The organism is Streptomyces sp. 17_S59 (assembly GCF_056930295.1).
Genome location: NZ_JBXOWD010000001.1, coordinates 4061082 through 4085668, shown reverse-complemented (window position 1 = coordinate 4085668; position 24587 = coordinate 4061082). Strand labels below are relative to the sequence as shown.

Here is a 24587-nt window from a genome sequence, read left to right as displayed (position 1 = left end):
AGAGACCCGAAGAAGCGCTTGAGGATAAGGGTTACGGGCCCCCGCGGGCCGCCCGCGCCCGCATCGCGGACGCCCGCCCCGCCCCGCGACCTAGGACTCGCCTGGGTCCGAAGCCCGATGCGACCCGCCCCGCCGGACGGCTAGCGTGCTGAGCGTGTTGCAGACGACTCCGCCCACCGAGACCGGCATAGCTCATCCTGAAGGGGTGACCGCCGACGAATTCCGCGCCGCCCTCGCCCGCCTTGCCGCGGGCGTCGTGCTGGTGACCGCGCACGACCCGGAGGACGGGCCGCGCGGCGAGGACGTCGGAATGACGGCGACCGCGTTCGTGTCCGTGTCGCTCGACCCGCCCCTGGTGATGGTGAGCATTCGCAACGGCTCGCGGATGGACGACCTGCTGGAGCGCCAGCCGCTCTGGGGCGTCTCCGTGCTCGCGGAGAGCCAGCGCCACGTCGCGGGCCGCTTCGCAATGAAGGGCCGGATCAGCGACCGGCTGCTCTTCGAGGACCTCGCCTACGAGCACGGGGAGGCGAGCGGAGCCCCGCTCGTGCGCGGTGCACTGGCCCTGCTCGAGTGCCGGACCGAGCAGCGCGTGGTGGCGGGGGACCACACGCTCGTCATCGGCCGCGTGCTGCGGGCCGACGTGCCGAGCACGGAGAGCGGACCGCTGACGTACTTCCGGGGGCGGTACCGGTACCTGCGGTAGGGACCGGCGGAAACGGGGCTGAACCTGGACACCGGCAAGGGCCGGTACCGGCCGGCGTCAGCGGCGCCTAGCCCCAATCCCGCCCGGACCGCCCCCGCTTGGTATCGCCGCGCTGCTTCTTCTCGCGCAGCCGCCGCTCGTTGATGCCGCGCGGGATCTTCGTCGGACGCCGGGGCCTGGGCGGCGGGGCCGTCGCCTCGGCCAGCAGCGCCGCCAGCCGCACCGCGGCGGCCTCGCGGTTGCGCCACTGCGAGCGGTGCTCGGAGGCCCGCACCGTCACCACGCCGCCGACGAGGCGGCCCGCGAGCCGGGTCAGCGCCCGCTCCTTCCACACCTCGGGGAGCGCCTCCGTGCCCGCGAGGTCGAACCGCAGCTCGACCTGGCTGTCACTGGTGTTGACGTGCTGCCCGCCCGGCCCCGAGGAGCGCGAGAAACGCCACATCAGCTCGGCCTCCGGGAGGGAGACGGAGCCGCGGATGACGTAGGGACCGGACATGTGTCCCATGGTCCCCCGTCCGATGCGTCCCCGTCACCTCGTTTTGTGCGCCCCCGGCCGCGACCCGGCGTCAGAAAAAGGCAAAGAAAGTAAAGGCGGATGGAACCTCGGGTCCCCCACATGGCGTTATCAGGGGTGTGGGGTGTGACGGCAGCCTCGGCCTCGAAGCGCGCCGCGACTCGACTCGACGCAGTACTCGACGTAGTAGCAGGAAGGGACCCATCCCATGGCTGTAAGCCTGTCCAAGGGCGGCAACGTCTCCCTCACCAAGGAGGCCCCGGGCCTGACGGCCGTCACGGTCGGCCTCGGCTGGGACGTCCGCACCACCACCGGCACGGACTTCGACCTCGACGCGAGCGCCATCGCCGTGAACGCGGGCGGTCGGGTCTACTCCGACGCCCACTTCGTCTTCTTCAACAACAAGTCCACCCCGGACCAGTCCATCGTCCACACCGGCGACAACACCACCGGCCAGGGCGAGGGCGACGACGAGTCGATCAACATCAACCTCGCGGCCCTCCCGGCCGACGTCGACAAGATCGTCTTCCCGGTCTCCATCTACGACGCCACCTCCCGCAGCCAGAACTTCGGCCAGGTGCGCAACGCCTACATCCGCATCGTCAACCAGACCGGCGGCGCCGAGATCGCCCGCTACGACCTGAGCGAGGACGCGGCCACCGAGACCGCCATGATCTTCGGTGAGCTGTACCGCAACGGCGCGGACTGGAAGTTCCGCGCCGTCGGCCAGGGCTACGCCTCCGGCCTGGCGGGCATCGCCAAGGACTTCGGCGTCAACGTCTGAGTCCGACGTCCGAAGAGGCGGAGGGGGCGCCCGGCGCACGGGGAGCCCCCTCCGGGCGGTTCACGGTGGGGTCTAGTACGCCACCGTGAACCGCGTCCGGCGGTGTGCTGGCCGCTCGGCCTCGTCCAGCAGGGCCACGGCGAAGTCCTCCATCGAGATCGCCGAGTTCCCCCGGGTGTCGACGAGCAGTTCGTCGGAGCCGACGCGGTACGTGCCGGTGCGCTCCCCCGGCTCCAGCAGGGCGGGCGGGCTCAGGTAGGTCCAGTCCACGCCCGCGCCGGCGGCCCGGCAGGCCGCCAGCTGCTCGTTGCAGGCCAGCGCGATGGGCCGCACCTCGGCGGGCACGAAGGCCGGGTCGTCCACGACGGTCCGGCGGCCGCCGGTGCCGGGTACGGTCAGGCTGCCCGCGCCGCCGACGAGCAGCAGCCTGGTGCCGCCGGCGCCGTCCAGCAAGGCCTTTGCCACGACGACCAGTTCGGCCTCGCTGCCGGGCGCGGGGCGCGTCGCCCCGATCACGACGTCCTGGCCCGCGCTCAGCGCGGCGACGTCCTCGGCATCGGCGGCGCTTCCGGTACGGACGTCCGCTCCGGCGGGTATGCGGCCGGCCGACCGGGCCGGATCGCGGACGACCGCGGTGACGTGATGGCCGCGGGACAGCGCCTCCGCGACGACCCGGCTGCCCACGTTCCCGGCGGCTCCGAAGACGGTGATGCGCATCGTTTCTCCCAGCTCCTTCAGGCGATTTCTTCGGTGGTTACGACCCGCGCCGTGCGCGTGCGCCCTCCCGACTGCGCCGCGACGAGCGCACCCAGGACGACGAGCCCTCCCAGCACCTGGGCGGCGGTGAGGGACTGCCCCAGCGCGAGCCAGCCGACCGCAGTGGCGACCACCGGGCTGAGCAGGCCGAGGAAGGTGACGTCGGTGGCGGGCAGCGCCCGTATGCCGCGGAACCACAGCACGTAGGCGAACGCGGAGCCGACGACGGCCAGATACGCGTACCCGGCGACGTTCCCGGCGGTCAGCGAGGCGGGCGGCGGGCCCTCGGCGAACAGGGCGACCGGGAGCAGCAGCACCCCGCCCGCCACGAGCTGCCAGCCGGTCGTCGCGAGCAGGGGCGCGGGCGACGTCCAGCGCTTGCTCAGCACGACCCCGGTGGCCATGACCACCGCTCCCGCGAGGGCGGCCGCCACGCCGATGCCGTCCAGCCGCGCACCGGCCCGCAGCACGAGCAGGCTCACCCCGGCCACGCCCGCCGCCCCGGCGATCACCGTCCGTATGGACAGCCGCTCCCCCAGCAGACCTGCCGAGAGCCCGGCGGCCAGCAGCGGCTGCACGGCCCCGATGGTGGCCGCGACCCCGCCGGGCAGCCGGTAGGCGGCGACGAACAGCAGCGCGAAGAACGCCCCGATATTGAGCGCCCCGAGCACGAGCGCGCGCCACCACCACGAGCCCTTGGGCAGCCGCCGGGTGCAGGCCACCAGCAGGAGTCCGGCGGGAAGGGCGCGCATGACGGCCGCCAGCAGGGGGCGGTGCGGCGGGAGGAAGGAGGTGGTCACGGAGTAGGTGGTGCCCCAGATGGCGGGCGCGAGGGCGGTGACGAGCACGATCGCACTGCGGCCGCCCCAACCGGTCCGGCTGGCTCGACTGACTCGATTGCTTAGCACTAAGCCAATATAACTCAGCACTAAGATAACTCTGTGTGATCTAGCTCACCACTAAGGCATCGGTAGGACATTGGTTAGGCTGAAGCCGTGGCAGATCACGTCGACCGAGTACTCGAACAGTGGGCGCGCGAGCGTCCCGACCTGGACGTCTCCTCCATGGCCGTGCTCGGCCGCCTCAGCCGGCTGGTCCAGCTGATCACGGTCGAACAGCGGCGCACGTTCGGCGAACACGACCTGGACCGCGCCTCCTTCGACGTCCTCGCCACGCTCCGGCGCAGCGAGCCCCCGCACCGCCTGACGCCGGCCGAGCTGATGCTCTCGGCCATGGTCACCTCGGGCGCCATCACCCAGCGCCTCGACCGCCTGGAGGCCCGCGGCCTGGTGGCCCGCACCCCCAGCGCCTCGGACGGCCGCAGCGTCGTCGTCTCCCTCACGGACGAGGGCCGCACCCTCATCGACTGCGCCCTGCCCGACCACGTGGCCACCGGGCAGCGCCTGCTGGCCGCGCTCGGCGACGACGAGCGGGAAGCGCTCGCGAACGCGCTGCGGGCGCTGCTCGAATCGCTCGGCGACGTCCCGAAGTAGCAGGCCGCCGCCCGCCCTTCCGCCGCCGGACGGAAACGGATAGGCCCGCGGCCCGACGCCAGGGCCACCCGGCCGGACCCAGGCTGGACGGCATGCGAAGCGGAAGATTCGGAGAACTGAGGCACAGCTGGCCGGAGTGGGCGGGGCGAGCGGCAGTGGTGTGGTCGGCCGCGTACGCGGCGGGCGCGGTGGCCGCGGCGCTCTCCCCCGGGTACGAGTTCGGCTACACGGTGGCGGCCAAGGGCCACGGCACGGCGGCCGAATGGTCGCTGGCGGCGGTATACGGGGCCGCGGCCCTGCTCGCGTACGCCATGCTGCGGCGGCCGGGAACGCGCTGGGCGCCGATCGCGGCGTGGCCCGTGGCCGTGCTGGCCCTCACCTCGGGCTTCGGCTTCCTGTTCAGCCCGGCGCATCTGCTGGACGTCCTCGGCCGCAACCAGCCCCCGATGAACTGGGCGGCCTGGGCGAACCAGGGCGTGGCCACGCTCGGCGCCGCACTGTGGACGGGCACCGCCCTCGCCTACCGGCGCCACGCCCGCGGAGTCTGCGCCCACTGCGGCGACCGTACGGCCCAGACCCCGGTGGAGCGCCGCACCCGCGCCGGATACCTGGCCGTCGCCGCGCTCATGCCCTACGCCGCACTGAAGACGGCATGGGCGCTGGGCGCAACCGTTGGCTACACCGGCGAGGGTAAACACCCCGGCCTGGACGAGCACTACGCGGGCGACGAACTGATCTGGCTCTACGAGCACGGCATCGACATCACCGTGATCCTGGCCGGCATCGGCATGCTGCTGGCCCTGGCCCTCACCCTCCCCTGGGGCCGCCGCCTCCCCCGCTGGCCCCTGCTGGCCCTGGGCTGGACGGGCGCGGGAGCCTTCGCCCCGTTCGGCATCTTCCTCGCGGTGGCGGGCGCGCTCTACTGGTCGGGTGCCGTGGAGAACCACATGGGCGGCCACGCGGCGTGGGTGGTGACGGTCGCGTACGGGGGCTTCTCGCTGTACGGGATCGGGCTGGGCCGGGCGACGCGGGCGTACCAGGTGAGCACGCGGCGGGCGTGTGGGCATTGCGTCGTGCGAGGACAGAGAACTGAGGTGTGACCCCACCCCCTGTCAGCGCGGGCTGCTGTGCACCTTCTCGAACGGCCAGTCCGAGGCCAGCCACGCGATCACCGCATCGTGCAACGGCTTGTCCAGGGCGGCGCGATCGGCCCGTACCCACGTACGCACGTCGGCGGTGCCCTCCTCCGTCCGGCACGGGCAGATGTACACGCAGCCGATCACCTCGCCTGTACCGCCACCGTCGAGAACGGTGTACGCAAAGCCGGTACGGCGCTCGAAGTCGTCCGCGTGCCGCGTCAGATCCCGGAGATTGTCCGCGAGCGACATGCCCTCGGCGGGCGGCCAGCCCCTGTTCACGAAGTCGGGGTTGGCGCGAATGTGCGCAATGCTGGACGTCCACGCGGCGTGATCCGATGCGTTGTGCTGCGGGCCGAGGGGTTCCAGCCTGAAGCGGTCGGTGGGCAGGGTCTGCGGAACGACGAAGTCCGCAGGAACAAAGGGTCGTTTGGACATACGAGGGAGACTAGGACACGGGGGCGGACACCTGTGTGGCAGACGTGAAGCCACTACGGCCGGCCGGAACGGCCCCACAGATCACCGCCTACGGCGAACAGGGCGGTCCGGACGGCTTCTTCCTCGGCTTCCTCGTCGCCAACTGCCGGCGCACACACCTTCACGATCCGGCTTCGCCCGTGATCGCAGGACACACCGTCTAGCGGGGCCCGCACCTGCGGAGTGATCTGCCTCACGCACTGTCACAACGACCGAGCACGCGGTGTCTTGAGGGCGCACGCCTGGAAACGAAGGAGACACCATGACCGGGAACACCCATGTGATCGTGATCGGTGGCGGGTACGCCGGCGTCATGGCGGCCAACCGCCTGACACAGCGCGACGATGTCACGGTGACTCTGATCAACCCGCGCCCGGATTTCGTCGCACGGCTTCGCCTGCACCAGCGGGTGGCAGGGACCCACGACGCGGTCGTCGACTACCAGGACATCCTGGGCAAGGCCATCCGGCTGGTCGTCGACACCGTGGCACGGATCAACGCTTCCGAGCGCTACGTGACCTTGGCGACCGGCGACACCGTCGACTACGACTACCTGATCTACGCGGTGGGCAGCGGCAGTGCCGACCCGCGCGTGCCCGGAGCGGCCGAGTTCGCCTACCCGATCGCCACCCTGGAGGAGGCGCAGCGGCTGCGGACGGTCCTCGACGCCGCGCCCACCACGGCCGCGGTGACGGTTGTCGGAGCCGGTCCGAGCGGCATCGAGACCGCCGCCGAGCTGGCGGAGCGAGGCCGCCGGGTGACCCTGGTCTGCGGAGGTCTGCTCGGCCCGTACCTGCACCCTCGGGGGCGACGCGCGGCTGCCAAGCGGCTCTCCAAGCTCGGTGTGACCGTGCTCGACGGCCCGGACACGAAGGCGACGGCCGTGACCCGCGATGCCGTGCGGCTCAGCGATGGCCGCGAGCTCCCGAGCAACATCACCATCTGGACCGTCGGATTCGGCGTGCCGGACCTGGCCGCGCGGAGCGGGCTGAGCACCGACGCCCTGGGACGACTGCTCACGGACGAGACGTTGACCAGCGTCGACGACGAGCGCATCGTCGCGGCCGGGGATTCGTCGGCGCCGTCGGACCTGCCGTTCCGGATGAGCGCCTACGGCGCGGGTTGTCTGGGCGCACACGCCGCCGACACGGTGCTCAACCGGATCGCGGACAAGCGACCCGCGCCCATCAACCTGTCGTTCCCTGCCATGTGCATCAGCCTGGGTCGTCGCGCCGCTGTCTTCCAGCTCGCCAACAAGGACGACATCGCGATAAAGCTCTACATCGGCGGCCGCCCGGGCGCGAAGCTCAAGGAGGTCTCCTGCACCTTCAGCGTCAAGCATCTGGCCGTCGAGGCACGCAAGCCCGGTTCGCACCACTGGCCCAAGGGCGACCAGCGCCGGCAACTGCTGCAGGCCAAGCGCGCCGTGGCGCCGACCACGGCCGGACGGACAGCCTAGGCAGCCACGCAGGAGAGGATCGATACATGAGTAACCACGCCGCCGACCCGGCGACCGAGGCTTTCGTCGCCCACCGCAACCTGCTCTTCACCGTCGCGTACGAGATGCTCGGATCGGCGGCCGACGCCGAAGACATCCTCCAGGAAACCTGGCTGCGCTGGGTCGACGTCGACTTGGCGCAGGTACGCGATCAGCGCGCCTACCTGGTCCGGATCACGACCCGGCAGTCCCTCAACCGGCTGCGGACCATGACGCGCCGCAAGGAGGCGTATGTCGGCTCCTGGCTGCCTGAGCCGATGCTCACCGCGCCGGACGTGGCCGAGGATGTCGAACTCGCCGAGAGTGTGTCGATGGCGCTCATGCTCGTCCTCGAAACACTGTCGCCGACCGAGCGCGCCGTCTTCGTACTGCGCGAGGTCTTCGATGTCGACTACGACGAGATCGCAGCCGCCGTCGACAAGAGCCCCGCGGCCGTCCGCCAGATCGCCCACCGCGCCCGCCGGCACGTCGATGCCCGCCGCCCCCGCAAGGTGGTCTCCCAGAGCGAGATCCGGACAGCCCTGGAGTCGTTCCAGCGCGCGCTCGAAAGCGGAGACCTGCAGGGCGTCCTCGACGTGCTCGCCCCTGAGATCGTCTTCATGGCCGACGGCGGCGGAGTCAAGCAGGCCGCGCTGCGGCCGATCACCGGCGCCGACAAGGTGGCCCGCTTCATCATCGGCGGCACCGGCAAGCGCGGGGGAAGCATCACCACTGAGCCCGCCATGGCCAACGGCAACCCGGCACTCGTCGTGCGCTTGAACGGCGAGATCGACGGCGTCATGGCGGCCCGCGTCGAGGACGCCCGCATCATCGGCCTCTACTACGTCCGCAACCCGGAGAAGCTGACCCGCGTCGAATCCGAGACCCCGCTCACTCTGCGATGAACGGGAAACCTCAGGTTGAGCGAGACCGACGAACCACCGTGCCGAGGCCAAGTCACCTGCCATGGGGGATGTCACGACAAGGGGTGCTGTCTCGTCCCAGGGTGCGAACACAAGCCTCGACCAAGGAGTAACACCCGATGAACCTGCGCTCCGGATTCGCACTCGCGGGTACGGCGATCGCCGTGCCCGTCCTGCTGAACCGCCACCCCGGCGAGACGATCCCCATGGACTCCCGCGCCAGGCGGGATGCGCCCGGATCCTTCGTCCGGCTCCGCCACGGCACGACACACGTCATGGTGGACGGACCCGAATCAGGAGAGCCGATCCTGTTCGTTCACGGAGCGACCCTGTCGCTGTGGGTGTGGGACGGACTGTTCGAACGGCTGGCCCGGGCCGGGTACCGGACCATCCGTTTCGACCGGTACGGCATCGGTTTCAGCGATCGTCCCGACACCGACCACAACCAGGCACTGTTCGAGGAACAGATGATCGACCTGCTGGAGGCGCTCGGCGTCGACCGCCCGGTGACGCTCGTCGCGCTGGCGTTCGGCGGCCCGATCGCAGCCGAGTTCGCGGTGCACCATCCCGAGCGGGTCGCCGGCGTGTGCCTGGTCTCCCCCGACGGGTTCGCGACCCCGCTCAACCTCGGACTGCGCCTGTCCCTGCTGCCCGGGATCGGTCGGCCGTTCTTCCGGCTGACCGGAAACCGGGCGTTGAAGTCCCGCCTGCCCGGCTACTCCCGCGACCCACGCGTGGTCGCCCGCGTCCAGGCGCGTCTGCTGCCGGAATTGCGCTACCGGGGCTTCAAGCGCAGCCTGCTCTCCGCGCTCCGCAATGTCCCGATCCACGGCGCCGAATACCTGTACCGGTTCCTGGACACGCGCGGCATCCCCATCCAGGTGGTGTGGGGACGCCAGGACCCCATCACCCCGATGCCGCCTGACGAACTCCTGCGCACCGTCTTCTCCGGCGCCGATCTGCGCCCGCTCGACGGCGTGGGACACCTGCCGCACTACGAGCGCCCCGACGACACCGCCGAGATCATCCTGGACTTCCTGCACGATGCGGTCGCGGACCGCCGTACCGTCCTGTGAGCCGGGTCAGAGCCGATCAAATAGATCACCGACGGACTGTCGACGAAGGTCATGAGTTTCAGAGAGCCACCCAGGGGAGGACAGTCCGCACCGTTCGGCAGCACTTGGAAACCGATGCGACGCCTGCGGATGAGCCCCGCCACATGCTTCAGCTGTTCGTGCATGACGGCAGCCCCACCGAGCCGGCATCGATCCGCTGTGCCAGCACCAGTTGGGGCCTGCGGATCCCGGACTCGAACTGACCGATGTACGAGGCCGAGCAGAAGATGAGCTTTGCCAGTTCCCGCTGAGTCAGCCCGGCGGCCTCGCGGCACCGCTTCAGCTCACCACCGAAGTGGGCCCAGCCGATCCTGGCCGAGCCGTACCGGTTCGCCCTTCCGGAGCCCGCACGTCCAGATCCGGCCGCCCGGCGGCGGGCGGGAACGGGAGGTTCCGGCGCATGTCCTCCGACTTGCCACCCGCGAGGAGCGCGAAGCCGCCGGGCTGCCCGGTGACGCCTCCGCCGGAGCATCGCGCCCCCGAACCACGAAAGGGGGCGCTCGAAACCACCGGCCGCGAGCCCATTTCGCGCTTCCGCACGCCCTGTTCACCTATCTGGCTGAAACGCATCGCCCAGGTAGACACTGCCAAACCCGGGACACCAGCACCATCCCCCCAACGTCCCGGCACAGCAGTACGAAAGGAAAGGGCAATGCGCTCACTCCGAACTCGCATCGCCAGTCTCGCCGGAGTCGCCGTACTGACCGCCGTCGGCGCGGTGACCATGACCACCCCCGCTCACGCCGTCGACAATTGCGCGTCCGGCAAGCTCTGCAGCTTCAGCCAGACCTTCTTCCGTGGCGCCGAGGAATCCGACAGTCCCCCCGTGGGCACGTGCCAGACCGTCACCGTCGACAGTTTCGCGCGCTCGACGGAGAACAACACGTCGCACACAGCGATTCTCTTCGCCGACAACAACTGCGTCGTGCCCAGTGGTGCCCAGGTCGAGCCCCTGTCCAACGATCCGGTCGACCTGTACCGCTCCTTCCGGCTCGCTGACACCCTCGACGGCGGCTGAGCGCGACAGCGCCCCGTACGCCCCTCCCCAGCCCCCACCCGCCCCCGGGTGGGGGCTGCCCTGGGATGCGGCAGCCGCGGAACACCGTGATCCTGGGTGTGTCAGGCATTGCGTAAGCATCCGCACGCATTCCGCACGGAGAGGACAAGCCATGTCCATGCTCGACAAGCTCAAGGGCCTGCTCAAGGGGCACGAGGACACGGCCCGGCAGGGCGTCGAGAAGGCCGGTGACGCCTTCGACGCCAGGACGGGGAACAAGTACCAGCAGCAGACCGACGCCGCTCAGCAGAAGATCAACGAGCAGCTCGGCACGCAGGAGCCCCCGAAGGACCAGCCGTAGCCAGGACCGGCCGTAGCCGTCACCACAGCCTGTCGATCTCGCCCGGGTACAGCCCGATCCGGCTGCCCCGGAACGCCGCGGCGTCCCGCCGCCCCCGCTCGGTGAAGAAGCCGGCCATCGTGACCTTGTCGAAGCCCGGCCGGTCGCTGGGGAAGGGGGCCTGCGGCGTCCCGCCGATCAGGACCGCGCCCTCCAGGACGTCCCAGCCCGCGCTCACGTAGAAGGCGCGCAGGGGGCGGTCACAGGTGAAGAGGCCCACGTCCGCACCGCTCTCCGCGATCAGTTCACGGGCGGCAGCCACGAGCTGCCGCCCGTAACCTTTGCCCTGATGCACCGCGCCCGTGACGACCGCGCTCAGCCCGGCCGCCCGATACGTGCGGCCGCCGTGCTCGATGTCCTTGGAGAGGACGTCCAGCGCCGCCACGACGCCCGCGGGCCCATCTCCCGATACCGGCACCGCCAGCAGCACCGTCAGCGGATTCAGCGCCGGATCGTGCGCACCGCCCAGGCCCGGCCATGCCTCCTCACGCAACTCGTCGACAGCATTGCGTAGTTCTTGTGGCAGGTCCGCCTCCGGGCATGCCACTATCTCCGCGCCGGGCGCGCTCATTCGCGTCACTGTGCCCTCTTCTCCCTCTTCTCCTTTTTCTCTCCCCTCCCGCCCCGCAGGCTAGCGCGAGATGGGCGGTTTGATACCGTCCGGGCGGTCGCGAAACATTTCCCTGCGGGTACGAGCCGATGTCGGACAGTTGAACGCACCTTCGGCACGGGGCATCTCACCGCATAGCGGACTCAATCCACCGCTTATCGTTTAACGCCAGATCAATTCCTTGTTGCGCCCCTGTCAATGACGCTCAATCGGTGGCACTCTCTCCTCAATTCGAACGTGCAAGCACCAGCACAACTCCTGCACCAGCGGGCCGTCTTCACCCCCCGGCTGTCCGTAACCCCCCTCATAGGAGACCGAGTTGAGAATCGCCACCTCCCACACCCGCAAGAACTCCCTGCGCGCCGCCGCCCTGGTCGCCTCCGCCGCCATGGTCGTGATCGGCGTGCAGACGGGTTCGGCCACCGCTTCGGGCGACGGCCAGAAGGGCGGGCAGCAGCTCGCGCTCTCGGCCGGGCAGCGGGCTTCGGCGGTCAAGGAGGCCCAGGGCGCGGCCTCCTCGACCGCCGCGAAGATCGGCCTCGGCGGCAAGGAGAAGCTCGTCGTCCGTGACGTCGTCAAGGACGCGGACGGCACGGTCCACACGCGCTACGAGCGCACGTACGACGGTCTGCCCGTGCTCGGCGGCGACCTGGTCGTGCACGAGAAGAAGAACGGCTCCCGCGAGGTCACCAAGGCGACCGACGCCGAGATAGCCGTGCCCAGCACGACCCCCTCGGTCGCGCCGTCCACAGCGAAGAAGGCCGCCCTCGGCGTGGCCGCCGACAACAAGAACAAGAAGGCCGACGGCCAGACCCCGCGCAAGGTCGTCTGGGTCGGCGACGGCAAGCCCGTCCTCGCGTACGAGACCGTCGTCACCGGTATCCAGAACGACGGCGTGACGCCCAGCAAGCTGCACGTGGTCACCGACGCGAACACCGGCAAGACGCTGTTCAAGAACGAGACCATCGAGACCGGCACCGGCACCAGCACCTACAGCGGCACGGTGCCGCTGACCACCACCAAGACCGGCTCGGGCTACGAGCTGACCGACGGTGCGCGCGGCGGCCACAAGACGTACGACCTGAGCGGCGGCACCGACGGCACGGGTGCGCTGTTCACCAACTCCAGCGACGTGTGGGGCGGCGGCGCGCAGACCGCGGGCGTCGACGCGCACTACGGCGCGGCCGTCACCTGGGACTTCTACAAGAACGTGCTCGGCCGCAACGGCATCCGCAACGACGGCAAGGGCGCCTACTCCCGCGTCCACTACGGCGACGGCTACGTCAACGCCTTCTGGGACGACGACTGCTTCTGCATGACCTACGGCGACGGCGAGGGCAACAACCACCCGCTGACCTCGCTCGACGTGGCCGCCCACGAGATGAGCCACGGCGTCACGGCCGCCACCGCCAACCTCCGCTACAGCGGCGAGTCCGGCGGCCTCAACGAGGCGACCTCCGACATCTTCGGCACCGCCGCCGAGTTCTACGCCAACAACTCGACCGACCCGGGCGACTACCTCATCGGCGAGCAGATCGACATCAACGGCGACGGCACCCCGCTGCGCTACATGGACAAGCCGAGCAAGGACGGCCGCTCCAAGGACTACTGGTCCTCCTCCCTCGGCAGCGTGGACGTCCACTACTCGTCCGGCCCCGCCAACCACTTCTTCTACCTGCTCTCCGAGGGCAGCGGCAGCAAGGTCCTGGGCGGGGTGAGCTACAACAGCCCCACCTACAACAACTCCAAGATCACGGGCATCGGCCGCGACAAGGCCACCAAGATCTGGTACAAGGCCCTGACCACGTACTTCACCTCCACCACCAACTACAAGGCGGCCCGCACGGCCACCCTCAAGGCCACCGCGGACCTCTACGGCTCCACCAGCAACGAGTACAAGACGGTCGCCGCCACCTGGAGCGCGATCAACGTCAAGTAAGCCGCGCAACCCCCTCACGGGTACACCCCCGGTGCCCCCGCCGCCCCTGTGGCAGCGGGGGCACCGCCGTCGTACGTACCATCGAAGCGTGATCGACCTCGGCTACTCCCTCTCCCGCCGCTTCCCGGACCCGCCACAGACGGACTACCGGACGGCCGACGTGCACGCGCTGCGGCACGACCTCTTCTGCGGCGACGTCTACCTCGCCGACGTCAAGGAGGACCGGGAACTGTCCACAGCCTGGGGATGGGTTCCGGTGCTCGACTTCGCCTGGGCGCTGTGCGACATCGTCGAGCGGCTGGACCGGGACCCGCGCGGCAGCCGCTCGGCGTCGACGCAGTTCGCCGAGCTGGACTTCACCGAGTCCACCGACTGCATGGTCTTCGAGCGCCGCTTCGGCTGGGTGGACGTCACCGCCGACTGGGCGCCGGACGAGCCCCCGCTGACCTTCAACCACGGGGAGCTGCGCCGCGAGGCCCGGGACTTCCTGCACGACCTGATCGCCGACCTCGCCGACATGCACGAGGGTCTCGCCGAGAACCCGGTGATCTGGGACCTGCAGAGCCGCTTCCCGCGCATCTAACGGATCTGGCGGATCTGGCGGATCTTGACCTCAAGTGCGGTTGGGGTTGAAGACTCGAGGGCGTTCGCACGTTCAACGCGTTTTCAACGCCCTTTACGGCTTCAACGCCCTTGACCGACCGTGGAGATCGCCATGCACGCCGTCCGCCTGCACGCCTTCGGGCCCGCCGACAACCTCACGTACGAGCGGGTCGCCGACCCGGTGCCCGGCCTCGGCCAGGTCCGGATCGCGGTGGCCGCCGCGGGCGTGCACCTCGTGGACGCCGCCCAGCGCAGCGGCGACCCGGACGGCCCCTACGTGCTGCCGGAGCTGCCCGCGGTCCCCGGCCGCGAGGTGGCCGGAACCGTCGACGCCCTCGGCGAGGGCACCGACCCGCGCTGGCTGGGCAGGCGCGTCGTCGCCCACCTGGGCCGGCTCGCCCCCGGCGGCGGCTACGCGGAGCTGGCCGTGACCGACGCCGCGAAGCTGCACGAGATACCCGACGGGCTGGGCGAGGACCTGGCCATCGCCATGATCGGAACGGGCCGCACCGCGCTCGGCATCCTCGGCTTCACCGACCTGACCGGCGACGACGTGGTCGTCGTGACCGCCGCGGCCGGGGGCATCGGCTCGCTGCTCGTGCAGTACGCCAGGAACGCCGGGGCGACCGTCGTCGGCCTGGCCGGCGGACCGGCCAAGGTGCGGCACGTCCGGTCGCTCGGCGCCGACCTCGCCCTCGACTACAACGACCCCGGCTGGGCCGACGAGGCCCGCGCGGCCCTGGCCGGGCGCGCCGCCACCGTCGTCTTCGACGGCGTAGGCGGACCGGCCGCCCGGGCCGCCGTCGGCCTGCTCGGCCCCGGCGGCTCCCACCTCGTCTTCGGCTGGTCCTCGCAGGGCGTCACGGGCGGCGGCCCCCTGGACACGACCGCCGAGGAGCTTGCCGAGCGCGGCATCACCTCGCGGAGCGTCCTCGGGCCCGCCATGCTGGAACGGTTCGGCGGCGGCGAGACGGGGCTGCGGCGGCTGGAGGAGGAGTCCATGGCCCAGGCCGCGGCGGGCCGTGTCGTGCCCGCCGTCCAGCGCTTCCGGCTGGCCGATGCGGCCGCGGCGCACCGGGTCATGGAGACGCGCGGGACGATCGGCAAGGTCGTGCTCGTGCCGTGAGGCTCGCGCCCTGGGGGCGACCGTTTCCGAAAGGCGGGCGCCCCCCGAAGGGCCTACGCTGGAGGGCGAGCTTCTGCACGCCACCGGCCGCGTGACGGCGGCCGCGAGAGCAGGTACCCCATGCGCTCGACCAGTCGATCCAGATCCCGGTCCCCGACCGACCCCGCGTCCCCGTCCGCCCGGCCTGCCCCCGATCCCCGCCGCTGGTGGGGACTGCTCGTGATCGGCACCGCCCAGCTGATGGTCGTGCTCGACGCGACCGTCGTGAACATCGCGCTGCCGTCCGCCCAGCGCGCGCTGCACATGTCGGACACCGACCGGCAGTGGGTCATCACCGCCTACACCCTGGCCTTCGGCGGACTCCTGCTGCTCGGGGGCAGGATCGCCGACCTGGCCGGCCGCAAGCGCACCTTCATCAGCGGGCTCATCGGCTTCGCCGTCGCCTCCGGGATCGGCGGCGCGGCGCAGACGGACTGGCAGCTGTTCGGCTCCCGCGCCCTGCAGGGCGTCTTCGCCGCGCTGCTGGCACCCTCCGCGCTGTCGCTGCTGACGACCACCTTCACCGACCCCGCGGAGCGCGGCAAGGCCTTCGGCGTCTACAGCGGCATCGCGGGCGCGGGCGCGGCGATCGGACTGCTCGCGGGCGGTCTGCTGACGGAGTACCTGGACTGGCGCTGGTGCCTGTACGTCAACGTGCCCATCGCCCTGGGGGCGGTGCTCGGCGCGGTCTGGATGCTGCACGACCACCGGCCGGAGCAGCGGCCCCGCCTCGACCTGCGCGGCGTGGCGCTTGCCTGTACGGGCCTGGTCGCCGTCGTGTACGCGTGCAGCGAGGCCGTGCCGCGCGGCTGGGGCAGCCCGGTCGTCACCGGCCTGCTGTGCGCGGGCGTGGTGCTGCTGGCCGTCTTCGGCTGGTGGCAGCTGCGGTCCCCCAGCCCCCTGCTGCCGCCGCGCATCACGCGCGACCGCAACCGGGCCGGGGCGTTCCTGACGCTGGCCCTGTCCGTCGTGGCCATGTTCGGGATGTTCCTGTACATGACCTACTACTTCCAGGGGGTGCTGGGTTACCGGCCGGTCGAGGCCGGGCTGGCCTTCCTGCCGCTGTCCGCGGTCATCATCGTGACGAGCACTCAGCTCTCCGCGCGGCTGCTGAACCACCTGCCGCCGCGCATGCTGATCACGCCGGGGGCGCTGTGCTCGGCGGTCGGCCTGTTCCTGCTGACGTTCCTGCCGGTCGAGGCCTCGTACGCGGCGCACGTCCTGCCCTCCGAGATCCTCTTCGGCATCGGCATGGGCCTGACCTTCGTGGCGGTGATGGACACCGCGACGCGGGGCGTGGATCCCGGCGACTCGGGCGTCACCTCGGCGACGGTCAACACCTCGCAGCAGGTGGGGGGTTCGATCGGCACGGCGCTGCTCAACACCATCGCGACGTCCACGGCGGCGACGTACATCGCGGCCCACCTGAAGGCTGCCTCCGCTGTGCCGGGAGGGGTCACCCCCGCCGTGCGGGCCGCGGTCGTCAAGTCCGGTGTGGTGCACGGCTTCCACGTGGGGCTGGCGTGGGGCACGGGCATCATGCTGCTCGCCGCGCTCGTCTCCTGGCTGGTGATCAACGCTCCGGCGCCGGGGCCGGGGCCGGGGCGGCGGGTGCCGCGGGGCGGGGAGGCGATCACGGACGGGGTGATCGCACCCGCGTACGACGCGCATCGCATGCGGGGGGTGTGAACCGGGGGCCTGGGGCAGAGCCCCCACGCGGCGGAGCCGCACATCGATACAGCCGGGAAAGGGCGGGATTGGGGAAAGGCCACCCCCTACGACACCACCCGCAGCTCCCGCCCCGTGTTGTTCAGCCTCCGCGCACCCGACTCCGTGCACACCACGATGTCCTCGATCCGCACCCCGAACCGCCCCGGCAGATACACACCCGGCTCGATCGAGAAGCACATCCCCGGCACCAGCGGCAGATGCTCCCCCTCCACCATGTACGGCGGCTCGTGCGTCGTGACGCCGATCCCGTGTCCCGTCCGGTGGATGAAGTACTCGCCGTAGCCCGCCCGGCGGATCACCTGGCGGGCCGCCCGGTCCACGTCCTGGCATGACACGCCCGGCCGTACCGCCTCGAAGGCCGCCTGCTGCGCCTCGCGCACCAGGTCGTGCACCTTCCGCTCCTCCGACGTCGGCTCGCCCACGTGCACCGTGCGGGTCGTGTCCGAGCCGTAGCCGTCCAGCAGGCCGCCGAAGTCCATGACGACCATGTCGCCGTGCTCGATGACCCGCTCCCCCGCCTCGTGGTGCGGATTGGCGCCGTTGGGGCCCGAGCCGACGATCGTGAAGTCCACCTGGCTGTGGCCGTTCTCCCGCAGCAGCCGGGCCAGGTCCGCCGCGACGTCGCACTCCCGCCGCCCGGCGAAGGGCAGCTCCACGATCGCCTCGTACGCCGCGTCCGCCGCCGCCCCGGCCGCGGCGAGCCGCTCCAGCTCGTACGCGTCCTTGACCGCCCGCAGCATCGGCAGCGCCTCCGTCAGCGCCCCGAACGCCCGCCCCGGGCCCGAGGTGCGCTGCAGCGCGAGCAGGTGCAGCGCCCAGGCGCCGTCGGAGATCCCGTAACGGCCCTGCGCCTCCAGGACCTTGGCCGCCTCCGCGTACGGGTCCTCGCCGTCCGTCCAGCCGCCGATGACCATCGCCCCCGCGCCCGGGCAGCGCTCCGCGTCGGGCCGCTCCAGCTCGGGCACCAGCAGCCGCGGCTGCGCGCCGGGGACCAGCAGCAGCACGGTGAGCCGCTCGGTCACGGCGGGCGGCTCGTAACCGCACAGCCATACGAGATCGGGGCCCGGTGTGACGATCAGTCCCGCCAGCCCCGCCTGGGCCGCCGCCCGGACGGCGCGGTCCATACGCGCGGCATAGAACTCGACATCGCTCATGGGGGCAGCGTAATCCCGAAGCGATCACCCGGCACGGCCTTATCCCCACCCGTCCCCGCCCGTCCCCGCCCGTCCCCGCCCGGCTCCTCCCGACTCCGCCCGTCTCCACCGGTCTCTACCCCAGGGGTGAGAGGGCATCCTCCCGCTGGATGAGAACCCGGCCGGGGGTTCCCACCCCTGGACCGATTTAACCCCTGATTCGCCCGCCGCGCATTGTGGGCGCGATTCCCGCCTCCCTAGCGTGTTCATGCCTGCTCTGCGCGCCCGTACGGAACAGCAACTGCCCGATGATCAAGCGGAGTTGGCGTTCGCACGTTCAACACGCAGAAGGAGCACCATGTTCCGACGAGTCGGGCGGTTCGCCGTCCACCGGCCCTGGCTCACGATCGCGGCCTGGATCATCGCCGCCGTGGCCCTCGGCTTACTGGCACCCGGACTCAAGTCCACCACGGACGAAACCGAGTTCCTCCCGTCCCACTACGAGTCCGTACGGGTCGGCAACCTCCAGGAAAAGGCATTTCCGCAGACCGAACAGCCCACCGCGACCGCCGTCTTCCAGCGCTCCGGCGGCGGCAAGCTCGACGAGGGCGACAAGCGCGACGTCGCCAGGATCGCCGACGCGCTCAACAACAAGCACTACGCGAAGATCTCCAAGGTGGTGACGGGCCCCGAGGCCGTCTCGCCCAACGGCGAGATCGCCCTCGCCAACGTCTACGCCACCACCAGGAACACCCAGGACGACAAGCTCCCCGACGCCGTCAAGAAGCTCCGCGCGGACGCCAAACCGCTGCTCAAGAGCACCCACCTCACAATGGGCGTCACCGGGTCGGCCGCCACCAGCCTCGACTCCAAGGAGTCCGAGGGCGACACCGACAGCATGGTCATGTCGGCGACGTTCCTCCTGATCATCGTGCTGCTGCTGGTCATCTTCCGCAGCCCGCTGATCGCCGTCCTGCCCGTCCTCATCATCGGCATCGTGGCCAGCATCGCCTTCGGCCTCATCGGCACCGCCTCCGAGCTCGGCGGGCTCAAGGCCGACGGCTCGATGTCCGCGATCCTGATCGTCGTCCTCTTCGGCGTCGGCACCGACTACATCCTCTTCCTCCTCTTCCGCTACCGCGAACACCTGCGCAAGGGGCAGGAGCCCAAGCAGGCACTCATCGACGCCGTCGCCCGGGTCGGGGAGACGATCGCCTCCGCGGCCGGCGCCGTCATCGTCGCCTTCCTCGCCCTGCTGCTGTCGACCATGGGCATGATGCGGGCGATGGGCCCCGCCCTCGCCATCTCCGTCGCCGTGACGCTCGTCGCCGCCCTCACGCTGGTGCCGGCGGTCTTCTCGCTGCTGGGCCGCAAGGCGTTCTGGCCCTCCAAGTCCTGGCGGAATCAGCCGAGGAATCGTTTCGCGAACGGCGTCGGCGGGCTCGTCGCCCACCGCCCCGGGGTCGTCGCCGTCCTCTCCGCCGCCGTGCTCGCGGCCCTCGCCGCCGGGGCGCTCGGCTTCAAGTCCGACTTCGACACCAACAGCCAGCTGCCGCAGAACCTGGAGTCCGTCCAGGCCTCCAAGGACATGCAGCGCGGCTTCTCCGCGGGCCAGACCGACCCGACCATGATCTACCTCAAGTCCAGGGACGGCGCCCGCCTCGACCAGGGCGAGACCAAGGCGTTCCAGGCGAAGATCGCGGCCATCGAGGGCGTCGACAAAGCCACTCTCGGCAGCACCAACCCCGACGGCTCCGTCGCCCAGTACAGCGTCGTCCTCAAGTACGCCGCCAGCGCCGACAAGGCCATCGAACTCGTCGGCGGCCCGCTCCGCGACAAGGCCCACGCCGCCGCGCCCAGCGGCACGGAAGCCCTGGTCGGCGGCACCTCCGCGGTCCTCTCCGACGTCGAGGACGCCGTGGGCCACGACTACCGCGTCGTCTTCCCCGCCGCCGGGATCGCCATCATGCTCATCCTGGGCCTGCTGCTCCGCAGCCTGGTCGCGCCCTGGTACCTGATGGCGGCCGTCGCCCTCGGCTTCGGCGCCACCCTCGGCTCCACCGTGTGGCTCTTCCAGGGCGTCAAGGGCGAGAGCGGCCTGCTCTTCATGCTGCCGATCATCGTCTACCTGTTCGTCGTCGCCCTCGGCACCGACTACAACATCCTCATGGTCGCCCGCCTCCGCGAGGAGGTCCGCCGCGGCGCACGGCCACGGGACGCCATCCGCACGGCCGTGACCCAGTCCGCCCCGACCATCTCCTCCGCGGCGATCATCCTCGCCGGAACCTTCGGCGTCCTGATGCTGGCCGACAACTCGATGCTCCAGCAGATGGGCTTCGCAGTGGCCTTCGGCATCCTGCTGACGGCCTTCGTCATGGCGATGCTGCTGGTCCCGACGATCACCTCGCTGCTGGGCCACAAGGCGTGGTGGCCGGGCCACCAGGACGCACCGCAGACCACCGCGGGCGGGGCGGTTACGCCCGTCCAGGAGTGGCGGGAGGGGGAAGAGGTGCGGCAGTGACCGCGCCGGACTCCGGGCCCGTACCGGGCGCCTGAACAACGCCCCTGAACGACAACCGTGAACGACAAACCTGAACGACGCCTCTGAACAACGACGAAGCGCAGACCCGGAAAGGGCCTGCGCTTCGTCATTCGCGCGAAGCCGCCTGTCGGACTCGAACCGTCGCCGACCGCCCCGCGCTTGGGAGGTGTAGCCAGCTACACCTCCAAGACTGAATTGCGTGTCATTGAGCCGCACCCACCCGCACTGATCGACTGAGGGCATGAACGCCACGGACTTTGCTGTTGAACTCCGATCGGTTCGCCGGACCTACCGGCGCGGGCCCGAACCGGTCATCGGCCTGGACGAGGTGAGTGTCGGGTTCCCCTTCGGCACCTTCACCGCCGTCATGGGCCCCTCCGGTTCCGGCAAGTCGACCCTGCTGCGGTCGGCCGCCGGCCTGGAGCCGATCGACCAGGGCGAGGTGAGGGTCGACGGCATCGTCCTGGGCGGCCTGCACGACAACGAGCTGACAGTGCTGCGCCGGGAGAAGATCGGCTTCGTCTTCCAGTCCTTCAACCTGCTCCCCGCCCTGACCGCAGCACAGAACGTGGCGCTCCCGGCCAAGCTGGCGGGCCGCCGCCCCTCGGCGTCCGAGGTGATCGCCGCCCTGGCCGCGGTCGGCCTCGCCGACCGGGCCGGACACCGGCCGGGCGAGCTCTCCGGCGGTCAGCAGCAGCGCGTCGCCATCGCCCGCGCGATGATCACCCGCCCTGCGGTGCTGCTGGCCGACGAACCGACCGGCGCGCTGGACACCAGGAGCGGCCGCGAGGTCCTCGCCCTGCTGCGCACCATGGCCGACGACCCCAGCCGGGCCGTGGTCATGGTCACCCACGACCCGGTCGCCGCCTCCTTCGCCGACCGCGTGGTCTTCCTCCGGGACGGCCGACTGGCCGGCTCGCTGGAGCGGCCCACCGCCGAGCAGGTTGCCGCCCGGATGACCGCACTGGAGGCCGTGGCATGCTGAGCCTCGCCCTCTCCACCATCAAGCTGCGCCGGTCCTCGTTCGTCGGCAGTTTCACCGCGCTGGCCTGCGGCGTCGCCCTGATGGCCGCCTCCATCCTGGTCATCGGCGCCACCTCCGACGTCCCCGATCAGGGCCGTCAGCGCTTCTCGCGGGCTCCGGTCCTGGTGACCGCAGACCGGACCGTCGACTTCACGGCCGCCAGTGGTGACACCGTGCCGACCCCGGTCGCCGTCCAGCAGGGCCTGCCGGCCGAGCTGATCGCCGCCGTGGCCAGGACCGGCCGGACGGTCGAAGACCGCACCTTCTACGCCCAGCTCGCGGACGGCCCGCGCGAGCAGGTCGGACGCGCCTGGTCCAGCGCGGCCCTGGGCGGATACCGACTGGCCGCCGGCTCGGCGCCGTCCGCCGACGACCAGATCGTCATTGGCGGGGGCCGCCCGGACCAGGTCGGTCAGCGGGTCCGGTTCGTCACCGCCGACGGCCCGCACACCGCGACGGTCTCCGGCGTCACCGAGGCGGAGCCGTTCGAGCACGCAGTCTTCTTCACCGATGCACAGGCCGCCCGGTACTGCCCCGCCGTCGGCGTGCTTGCCGCCTTCGGCCCCGCCGACTCGGTGCGCCGGGCCGTGGACGCCGCCGGCGGCGCGAGAGTCGCCCGGGTGCTCACCGGCTCCGAGCGCAGCCAGGCGGACCCGCACTACGCCGAGCTCAGCAGCCGGCTGAACGACGTGCAGACCCCGCTCGGCCTCTCTGCCGCAGTCTCCGGCGGCACCGCCGTGTTCGTGGTGGCCGGCACCTTCGCGCTGTCGATCGCCCAGCGCCGCCGCGAACTCGCGCTGCTGCGACTGATCGGCGCCACCCGCAAGCAACTGCGCACCCTGGTCTACCGGGAGGCCCTGGTGGTCGGCGTGCTGGCCTCCGTCGCCGGGTGCGTGCTCGGCGCGGCCGGGGCGCCGCTGGCCGGCCGGTGGCTGATCGACCACGACATGGTCCCGGCCGACTTCACCGTCCCGATCTCCTGGTGGGGGCTGCTCGTCGCGGCCCTGATCGGACTGCTGACCGCGATGAGCGGCGTGGTGCTCTCCTCGCTGAAGGCCGGCCTGGTCAGCCCGGGCGAGGCACTGATGGAGGCGGACGTCGAACGGCGCTCGCGGGGCGCGCTGGCCTTCCGCTGGTTCAGCGGCCTGCTCGTGCTGGGCGGCGGAATCGCGGCCATCGTGATCACGACCCGGAGCCGGCCCGACGCTGCGGCCAACGCCGCGGACTCGCTCGGTCTGCTGCTGGCCGTCGTCGCCGGCTGCGTGCTGCTGGCAGGCGTGCTGGCCGGCCCGGTGATCCGGACGCTGACGGTGCTGCCCGCGCTCTCCGCCCGGCTGCGCGGGCGTCCCGCCGAGGACGGGGGCGGCATCGTCTGGGCCACCGCCCGGCAGAACTCGCTGACCGCCTTCCGACGCACCGCTGCCACCACCACCCCGGTGGTACTGGTCATCGCCTTCGCCGGCTGCCTGCTCGGCAGCATCGGCACCATCAACCGCTCGCAGGTCACCGAGGTCCGCAACCAGCTGTCCGCCGCCGACTTCGTCGTCACCCCGGCCGGCACGCCCGGGCTGAACCGGGCCGTGGTGGACCGCGTCCGCGCCGTACCCGGTGTGCAGGCCCTGGTGATCACCCCGACCTCCGTGATGGCCGAGCAGGACGGCCAGGCCCTGGTGCCCTTCCGCGCCGCGACGGCGGACGCCACCGCGCTGGCCGAGGTCGACCGCCTGCCGGTCGTCGCGGGCTCGCCGGCCGACCTCGGCCCCGACTCCATCGTGCTCAGCCGCACCTGGCCCGGCTCGCCCCAGGCCGGGCAGCGGGTGTCGGTCCGGCTGGCCGATGGCACCCCCCGGACCCTGCGGGTCGCCGCCGTCCTCGGCACCGGCGCCGAGGCCACCCAGGCATGGGTGACCGGCCCCAACGCCGTCACCGGCGGCGTCGGCGGCCCGGCCCTGGCGAGCCAGATCCACCTGCGGCTGCTGCCCGGCGCCGACCCGCAACAGACCGCCACCGCCCTGCAGACGGCCGTGCACGGGCTGGGTGCCCGGCTCGCCACCCCGGAGGAGATCTGGTCGACGGCCACCGACGGCAACGAGAAGGCCTCCTGGAACGCTCTGCTGATGATCCTCGGCCTGGCGATCTGCTACGCCGCCATCGCCCTGGCCAACTCGCTGGTCATGACGGTCACCGACCGCAAGCGGGAGCTGTCCCTGCTGCGCCTGGCCGGCGCCACCAAGGCTCAGGTGCTGTGCACCGTCGCCGTCGAAACGCTGATGTGCGTGGCGGCCGGGACCGTCCTCGGCGTGCTCGGCACGGCCATCAGCATCGGCGGCTCCTGGACGGCCCTGACCAACCTGGTCGGCCAGACGCCCGCGGTCGTGCCCTGGGGCGTGATGGGCGTGCTCGCCGCCTGCTGCGCGGCCATCGCGCTCACCGCGGCCGTATTGCCGGCCGCGCTCGCCCTGCGTGGCCGGGACGGCCAGAACATCCTGCGCGGGGCCGCTGGGGCGGCCTGACCCGTCGAACGCGACCCCACGTGCCGCCGACGCCGATGAAGAAGAAAGTCCGGGTCGGTGCGTAGCCGACCCGGGCTTCAACTGAGCCGCCTGTCGGACTCGAACCGACGGCCTTCGCTTTACAAGGAGGGACATCCTCGCTGCCGAGCCGCCACGCAAGTGGCATCCGCGCTACGCACTTTCGCGTCGGCGGCTACCTCTTCCGACGCGGCCGCAACAGCGGCTTCCACCAGGGCGTCCGTGGCGCCAGAGCGGGGTCCGGCCAAGGTGAACTCAAAAGCCGCCACGGGATGATCTCGGAGGGGTGAGGGGGAGTTCCAGGACCCCGTCCAGCTCGGGGGCGTCAACACGGCCAGCCTCCGTTATCGTTGCGCCGCCGCGAACTGGTCGACCGCCTCCAGCAGCGCGCGCACGGCTGCGCTCGGCCGCCGTGTAGCCGACGTGGCGACCGACAGGGTCCAGCGCAAGGGATGGTCGGACACCCCCAGCGTCCGCAGATCGGGGTCGGCGGGTGCGACGAAGTCGGGTAGGAGCGCCACGCCAAAGCCG

The 24587-nt window shown here is 71.3% G+C and carries 26 protein-coding genes; 17 read left to right on the top strand and 9 right to left on the bottom strand.

The window, feature by feature from the left end; translation table 11 throughout:
* The first annotated feature begins 154 nt into the window (after positions 1–154).
* A complete protein-coding gene (locus AC1Z4A_RS18450) occupies positions 155–706 on the top strand; it encodes a flavin reductase family protein (RefSeq protein WP_483680225.1) in 552 nt (183 codons plus the stop codon).
* A gap of 67 nt (positions 707–773) precedes the next feature.
* On the opposite strand, the gene arfB is transcribed toward AC1Z4A_RS18450, so the two are convergent.
* Positions 774–1211 (bottom strand): alternative ribosome rescue aminoacyl-tRNA hydrolase ArfB, encoded by a 438-nt coding sequence (arfB, locus tag AC1Z4A_RS18445; RefSeq protein ID WP_483680223.1) that lies wholly within the window; start codon positions 1209–1211, stop codon positions 774–776.
* Positions 1212–1428: 217 nt separating this feature from the next.
* On the opposite strand from arfB, the gene AC1Z4A_RS18440 reads away from it, so the two are divergent.
* Positions 1429–2004, top strand: a complete 576-nt coding sequence (locus tag AC1Z4A_RS18440) for a TerD family protein (RefSeq protein WP_483680221.1) — start codon at positions 1429–1431, stop codon at positions 2002–2004.
* A 72-nt stretch (positions 2005–2076) separates the two neighbouring features.
* On the opposite strand, the gene AC1Z4A_RS18435 is transcribed toward AC1Z4A_RS18440, so the two are convergent.
* Positions 2077–2721 carry an NAD(P)-dependent oxidoreductase gene (locus tag AC1Z4A_RS18435; protein WP_483680220.1) on the bottom strand — a complete coding sequence of 215 codons (645 nt, stop codon included), beginning with the start codon at positions 2719–2721 and terminating at the stop codon, positions 2077–2079.
* Positions 2722–2738: 17 nt separating this feature from the next.
* A complete protein-coding gene (locus tag AC1Z4A_RS18430; protein ID WP_483680218.1) occupies positions 2739–3608 on the bottom strand; it encodes an EamA family transporter in 870 nt (289 codons plus the stop codon).
* 147 nt (positions 3609–3755) lie between these two features.
* On the opposite strand from AC1Z4A_RS18430, the gene AC1Z4A_RS18425 reads away from it, so the two are divergent.
* Both AC1Z4A_RS18425 and AC1Z4A_RS18420 read left to right on the top strand, forming a co-directional pair.
* The gene (locus tag AC1Z4A_RS18425) at positions 3756–4253 is read left to right on the top strand and encodes a MarR family winged helix-turn-helix transcriptional regulator (RefSeq protein ID WP_483680216.1); all 498 of its coding nucleotides are present in this window, start codon (positions 3756–3758) and stop codon (positions 4251–4253) included.
* A 92-nt stretch (positions 4254–4345) separates the two neighbouring features.
* Positions 4346–5353, top strand: a complete 1008-nt coding sequence (locus tag AC1Z4A_RS18420; RefSeq protein WP_483680215.1) for a hypothetical protein — start codon at positions 4346–4348, stop codon at positions 5351–5353.
* Between the two features lie 12 nt (positions 5354–5365).
* On the opposite strand, the gene AC1Z4A_RS18415 is transcribed toward AC1Z4A_RS18420, so the two are convergent.
* Positions 5366–5827, bottom strand: coding sequence for a GNAT family N-acetyltransferase (locus AC1Z4A_RS18415; RefSeq protein ID WP_483680214.1), 462 nt, complete (start codon positions 5825–5827; stop codon positions 5366–5368).
* A gap of 35 nt (positions 5828–5862) precedes the next feature.
* Here AC1Z4A_RS18415 and AC1Z4A_RS18410 point away from each other — a divergent pair, with 35 nt between their 5' ends.
* From AC1Z4A_RS18410 to AC1Z4A_RS18395, 4 genes are all read left to right on the top strand, one after another.
* Positions 5863–6030, top strand: coding sequence for a hypothetical protein (locus tag AC1Z4A_RS18410; protein ID WP_483680213.1), 168 nt, complete (start codon positions 5863–5865; stop codon positions 6028–6030).
* Positions 6031–6128: 98 nt separating this feature from the next.
* A complete protein-coding gene (locus AC1Z4A_RS18405) occupies positions 6129–7325 on the top strand; it encodes an NAD(P)/FAD-dependent oxidoreductase (RefSeq protein ID WP_483680211.1) in 1197 nt (398 codons plus the stop codon).
* Between the two features lie 26 nt (positions 7326–7351).
* Positions 7352–8248: an RNA polymerase sigma-70 factor gene (locus AC1Z4A_RS18400; protein ID WP_483680210.1), complete on the top strand. Its 897-nt coding sequence runs from the start codon at positions 7352–7354 to the stop codon at positions 8246–8248.
* A 137-nt stretch (positions 8249–8385) separates the two neighbouring features.
* A complete protein-coding gene (locus AC1Z4A_RS18395; RefSeq protein WP_483680208.1) occupies positions 8386–9342 on the top strand; it encodes an alpha/beta fold hydrolase in 957 nt (318 codons plus the stop codon).
* Here AC1Z4A_RS18395 and AC1Z4A_RS18390 read toward each other — a convergent pair.
* Both AC1Z4A_RS18390 and AC1Z4A_RS18385 read right to left on the bottom strand, forming a co-directional pair.
* Complete coding sequence (locus AC1Z4A_RS18390; RefSeq protein ID WP_483680207.1) at positions 9261–9506, bottom strand: Scr1 family TA system antitoxin-like transcriptional regulator; 246 nt, start codon at positions 9504–9506, stop codon at positions 9261–9263. The two genes, AC1Z4A_RS18395 and AC1Z4A_RS18390, sit on opposite strands and share 82 nt — an antisense overlap.
* Entirely contained in the window at positions 9491–9853 is a 363-nt protein-coding gene (locus AC1Z4A_RS18385) for a helix-turn-helix domain-containing protein (protein ID WP_483680205.1), read from the bottom strand. The genes AC1Z4A_RS18390 and AC1Z4A_RS18385 overlap by 16 nt, the downstream gene beginning before the upstream one ends.
* 180 nt (positions 9854–10033) lie before the next feature.
* Here AC1Z4A_RS18385 and AC1Z4A_RS18380 point away from each other — a divergent pair, with 180 nt between their 5' ends.
* Entirely contained in the window at positions 10034–10399 is a 366-nt protein-coding gene (locus AC1Z4A_RS18380) for a peptidase inhibitor family I36 protein (protein WP_483680204.1), read from the top strand.
* 151 nt (positions 10400–10550) lie between these two features.
* The gene (locus tag AC1Z4A_RS18375) at positions 10551–10739 is read left to right on the top strand and encodes an antitoxin (protein ID WP_483680202.1); all 189 of its coding nucleotides are present in this window, start codon (positions 10551–10553) and stop codon (positions 10737–10739) included.
* Positions 10740–10758: 19 nt separating this feature from the next.
* On the opposite strand, the gene AC1Z4A_RS18370 is transcribed toward AC1Z4A_RS18375, so the two are convergent.
* Positions 10759–11349, bottom strand: coding sequence for a GNAT family N-acetyltransferase (locus tag AC1Z4A_RS18370; protein WP_483680200.1), 591 nt, complete (start codon positions 11347–11349; stop codon positions 10759–10761).
* A gap of 358 nt (positions 11350–11707) precedes the next feature.
* Here AC1Z4A_RS18370 and AC1Z4A_RS18365 point away from each other — a divergent pair, with 358 nt between their 5' ends.
* The 4 genes from AC1Z4A_RS18365 (at position 11708) to AC1Z4A_RS18350 (ending at position 16784) form a co-directional block, all read left to right on the top strand.
* On the top strand, positions 11708–13327 hold the full coding sequence (locus AC1Z4A_RS18365; RefSeq protein ID WP_483680199.1) for a M4 family metallopeptidase: 1620 nt from the start codon (positions 11708–11710) through the stop codon (positions 13325–13327).
* An 88-nt stretch (positions 13328–13415) separates the two neighbouring features.
* On the top strand, positions 13416–13910 hold the full coding sequence (locus AC1Z4A_RS18360; RefSeq protein WP_483680197.1) for a hypothetical protein: 495 nt from the start codon (positions 13416–13418) through the stop codon (positions 13908–13910).
* Between the two features lie 132 nt (positions 13911–14042).
* Positions 14043–15056, top strand: coding sequence for a zinc-binding dehydrogenase (locus AC1Z4A_RS18355; RefSeq protein WP_483680196.1), 1014 nt, complete (start codon positions 14043–14045; stop codon positions 15054–15056).
* A gap of 120 nt (positions 15057–15176) precedes the next feature.
* Complete coding sequence (locus tag AC1Z4A_RS18350; protein WP_483680194.1) at positions 15177–16784, top strand: MFS transporter; 1608 nt, start codon at positions 15177–15179, stop codon at positions 16782–16784.
* Between the two features lie 86 nt (positions 16785–16870).
* On the opposite strand, the gene AC1Z4A_RS18345 is transcribed toward AC1Z4A_RS18350, so the two are convergent.
* Positions 16871–17980, bottom strand: coding sequence for a M24 family metallopeptidase (locus AC1Z4A_RS18345; protein ID WP_483680193.1), 1110 nt, complete (start codon positions 17978–17980; stop codon positions 16871–16873).
* 337 nt (positions 17981–18317) lie between these two features.
* Here AC1Z4A_RS18345 and AC1Z4A_RS18340 point away from each other — a divergent pair, with 337 nt between their 5' ends.
* The 3 genes from AC1Z4A_RS18340 to AC1Z4A_RS18330 all read left to right on the top strand — a co-directional run bounded on the left by AC1Z4A_RS18340 (position 18318) and on the right by AC1Z4A_RS18330 (position 24038).
* On the top strand, positions 18318–20480 hold the full coding sequence (locus AC1Z4A_RS18340; RefSeq protein WP_483680191.1) for an MMPL family transporter: 2163 nt from the start codon (positions 18318–18320) through the stop codon (positions 20478–20480).
* A 262-nt stretch (positions 20481–20742) separates the two neighbouring features.
* Positions 20743–21486, top strand: coding sequence for an ABC transporter ATP-binding protein (locus AC1Z4A_RS18335; protein WP_483680189.1), 744 nt, complete (start codon positions 20743–20745; stop codon positions 21484–21486).
* Positions 21480–24038: an FtsX-like permease family protein gene (locus AC1Z4A_RS18330; protein WP_483680188.1), complete on the top strand. Its 2559-nt coding sequence runs from the start codon at positions 21480–21482 to the stop codon at positions 24036–24038. Before AC1Z4A_RS18335 ends, AC1Z4A_RS18330 begins: the two co-directional genes overlap by 7 nt.
* A gap of 362 nt (positions 24039–24400) precedes the next feature.
* Here the strand turns inward: AC1Z4A_RS18330 and AC1Z4A_RS18325 are convergent, their stop codons facing one another.
* Positions 24401–24577 carry a hypothetical protein gene (locus tag AC1Z4A_RS18325; RefSeq protein ID WP_483680187.1) on the bottom strand — a complete coding sequence of 59 codons (177 nt, stop codon included), beginning with the start codon at positions 24575–24577 and terminating at the stop codon, positions 24401–24403.
* Between the last annotated feature and the right edge of the window lie 10 nt (positions 24578–24587).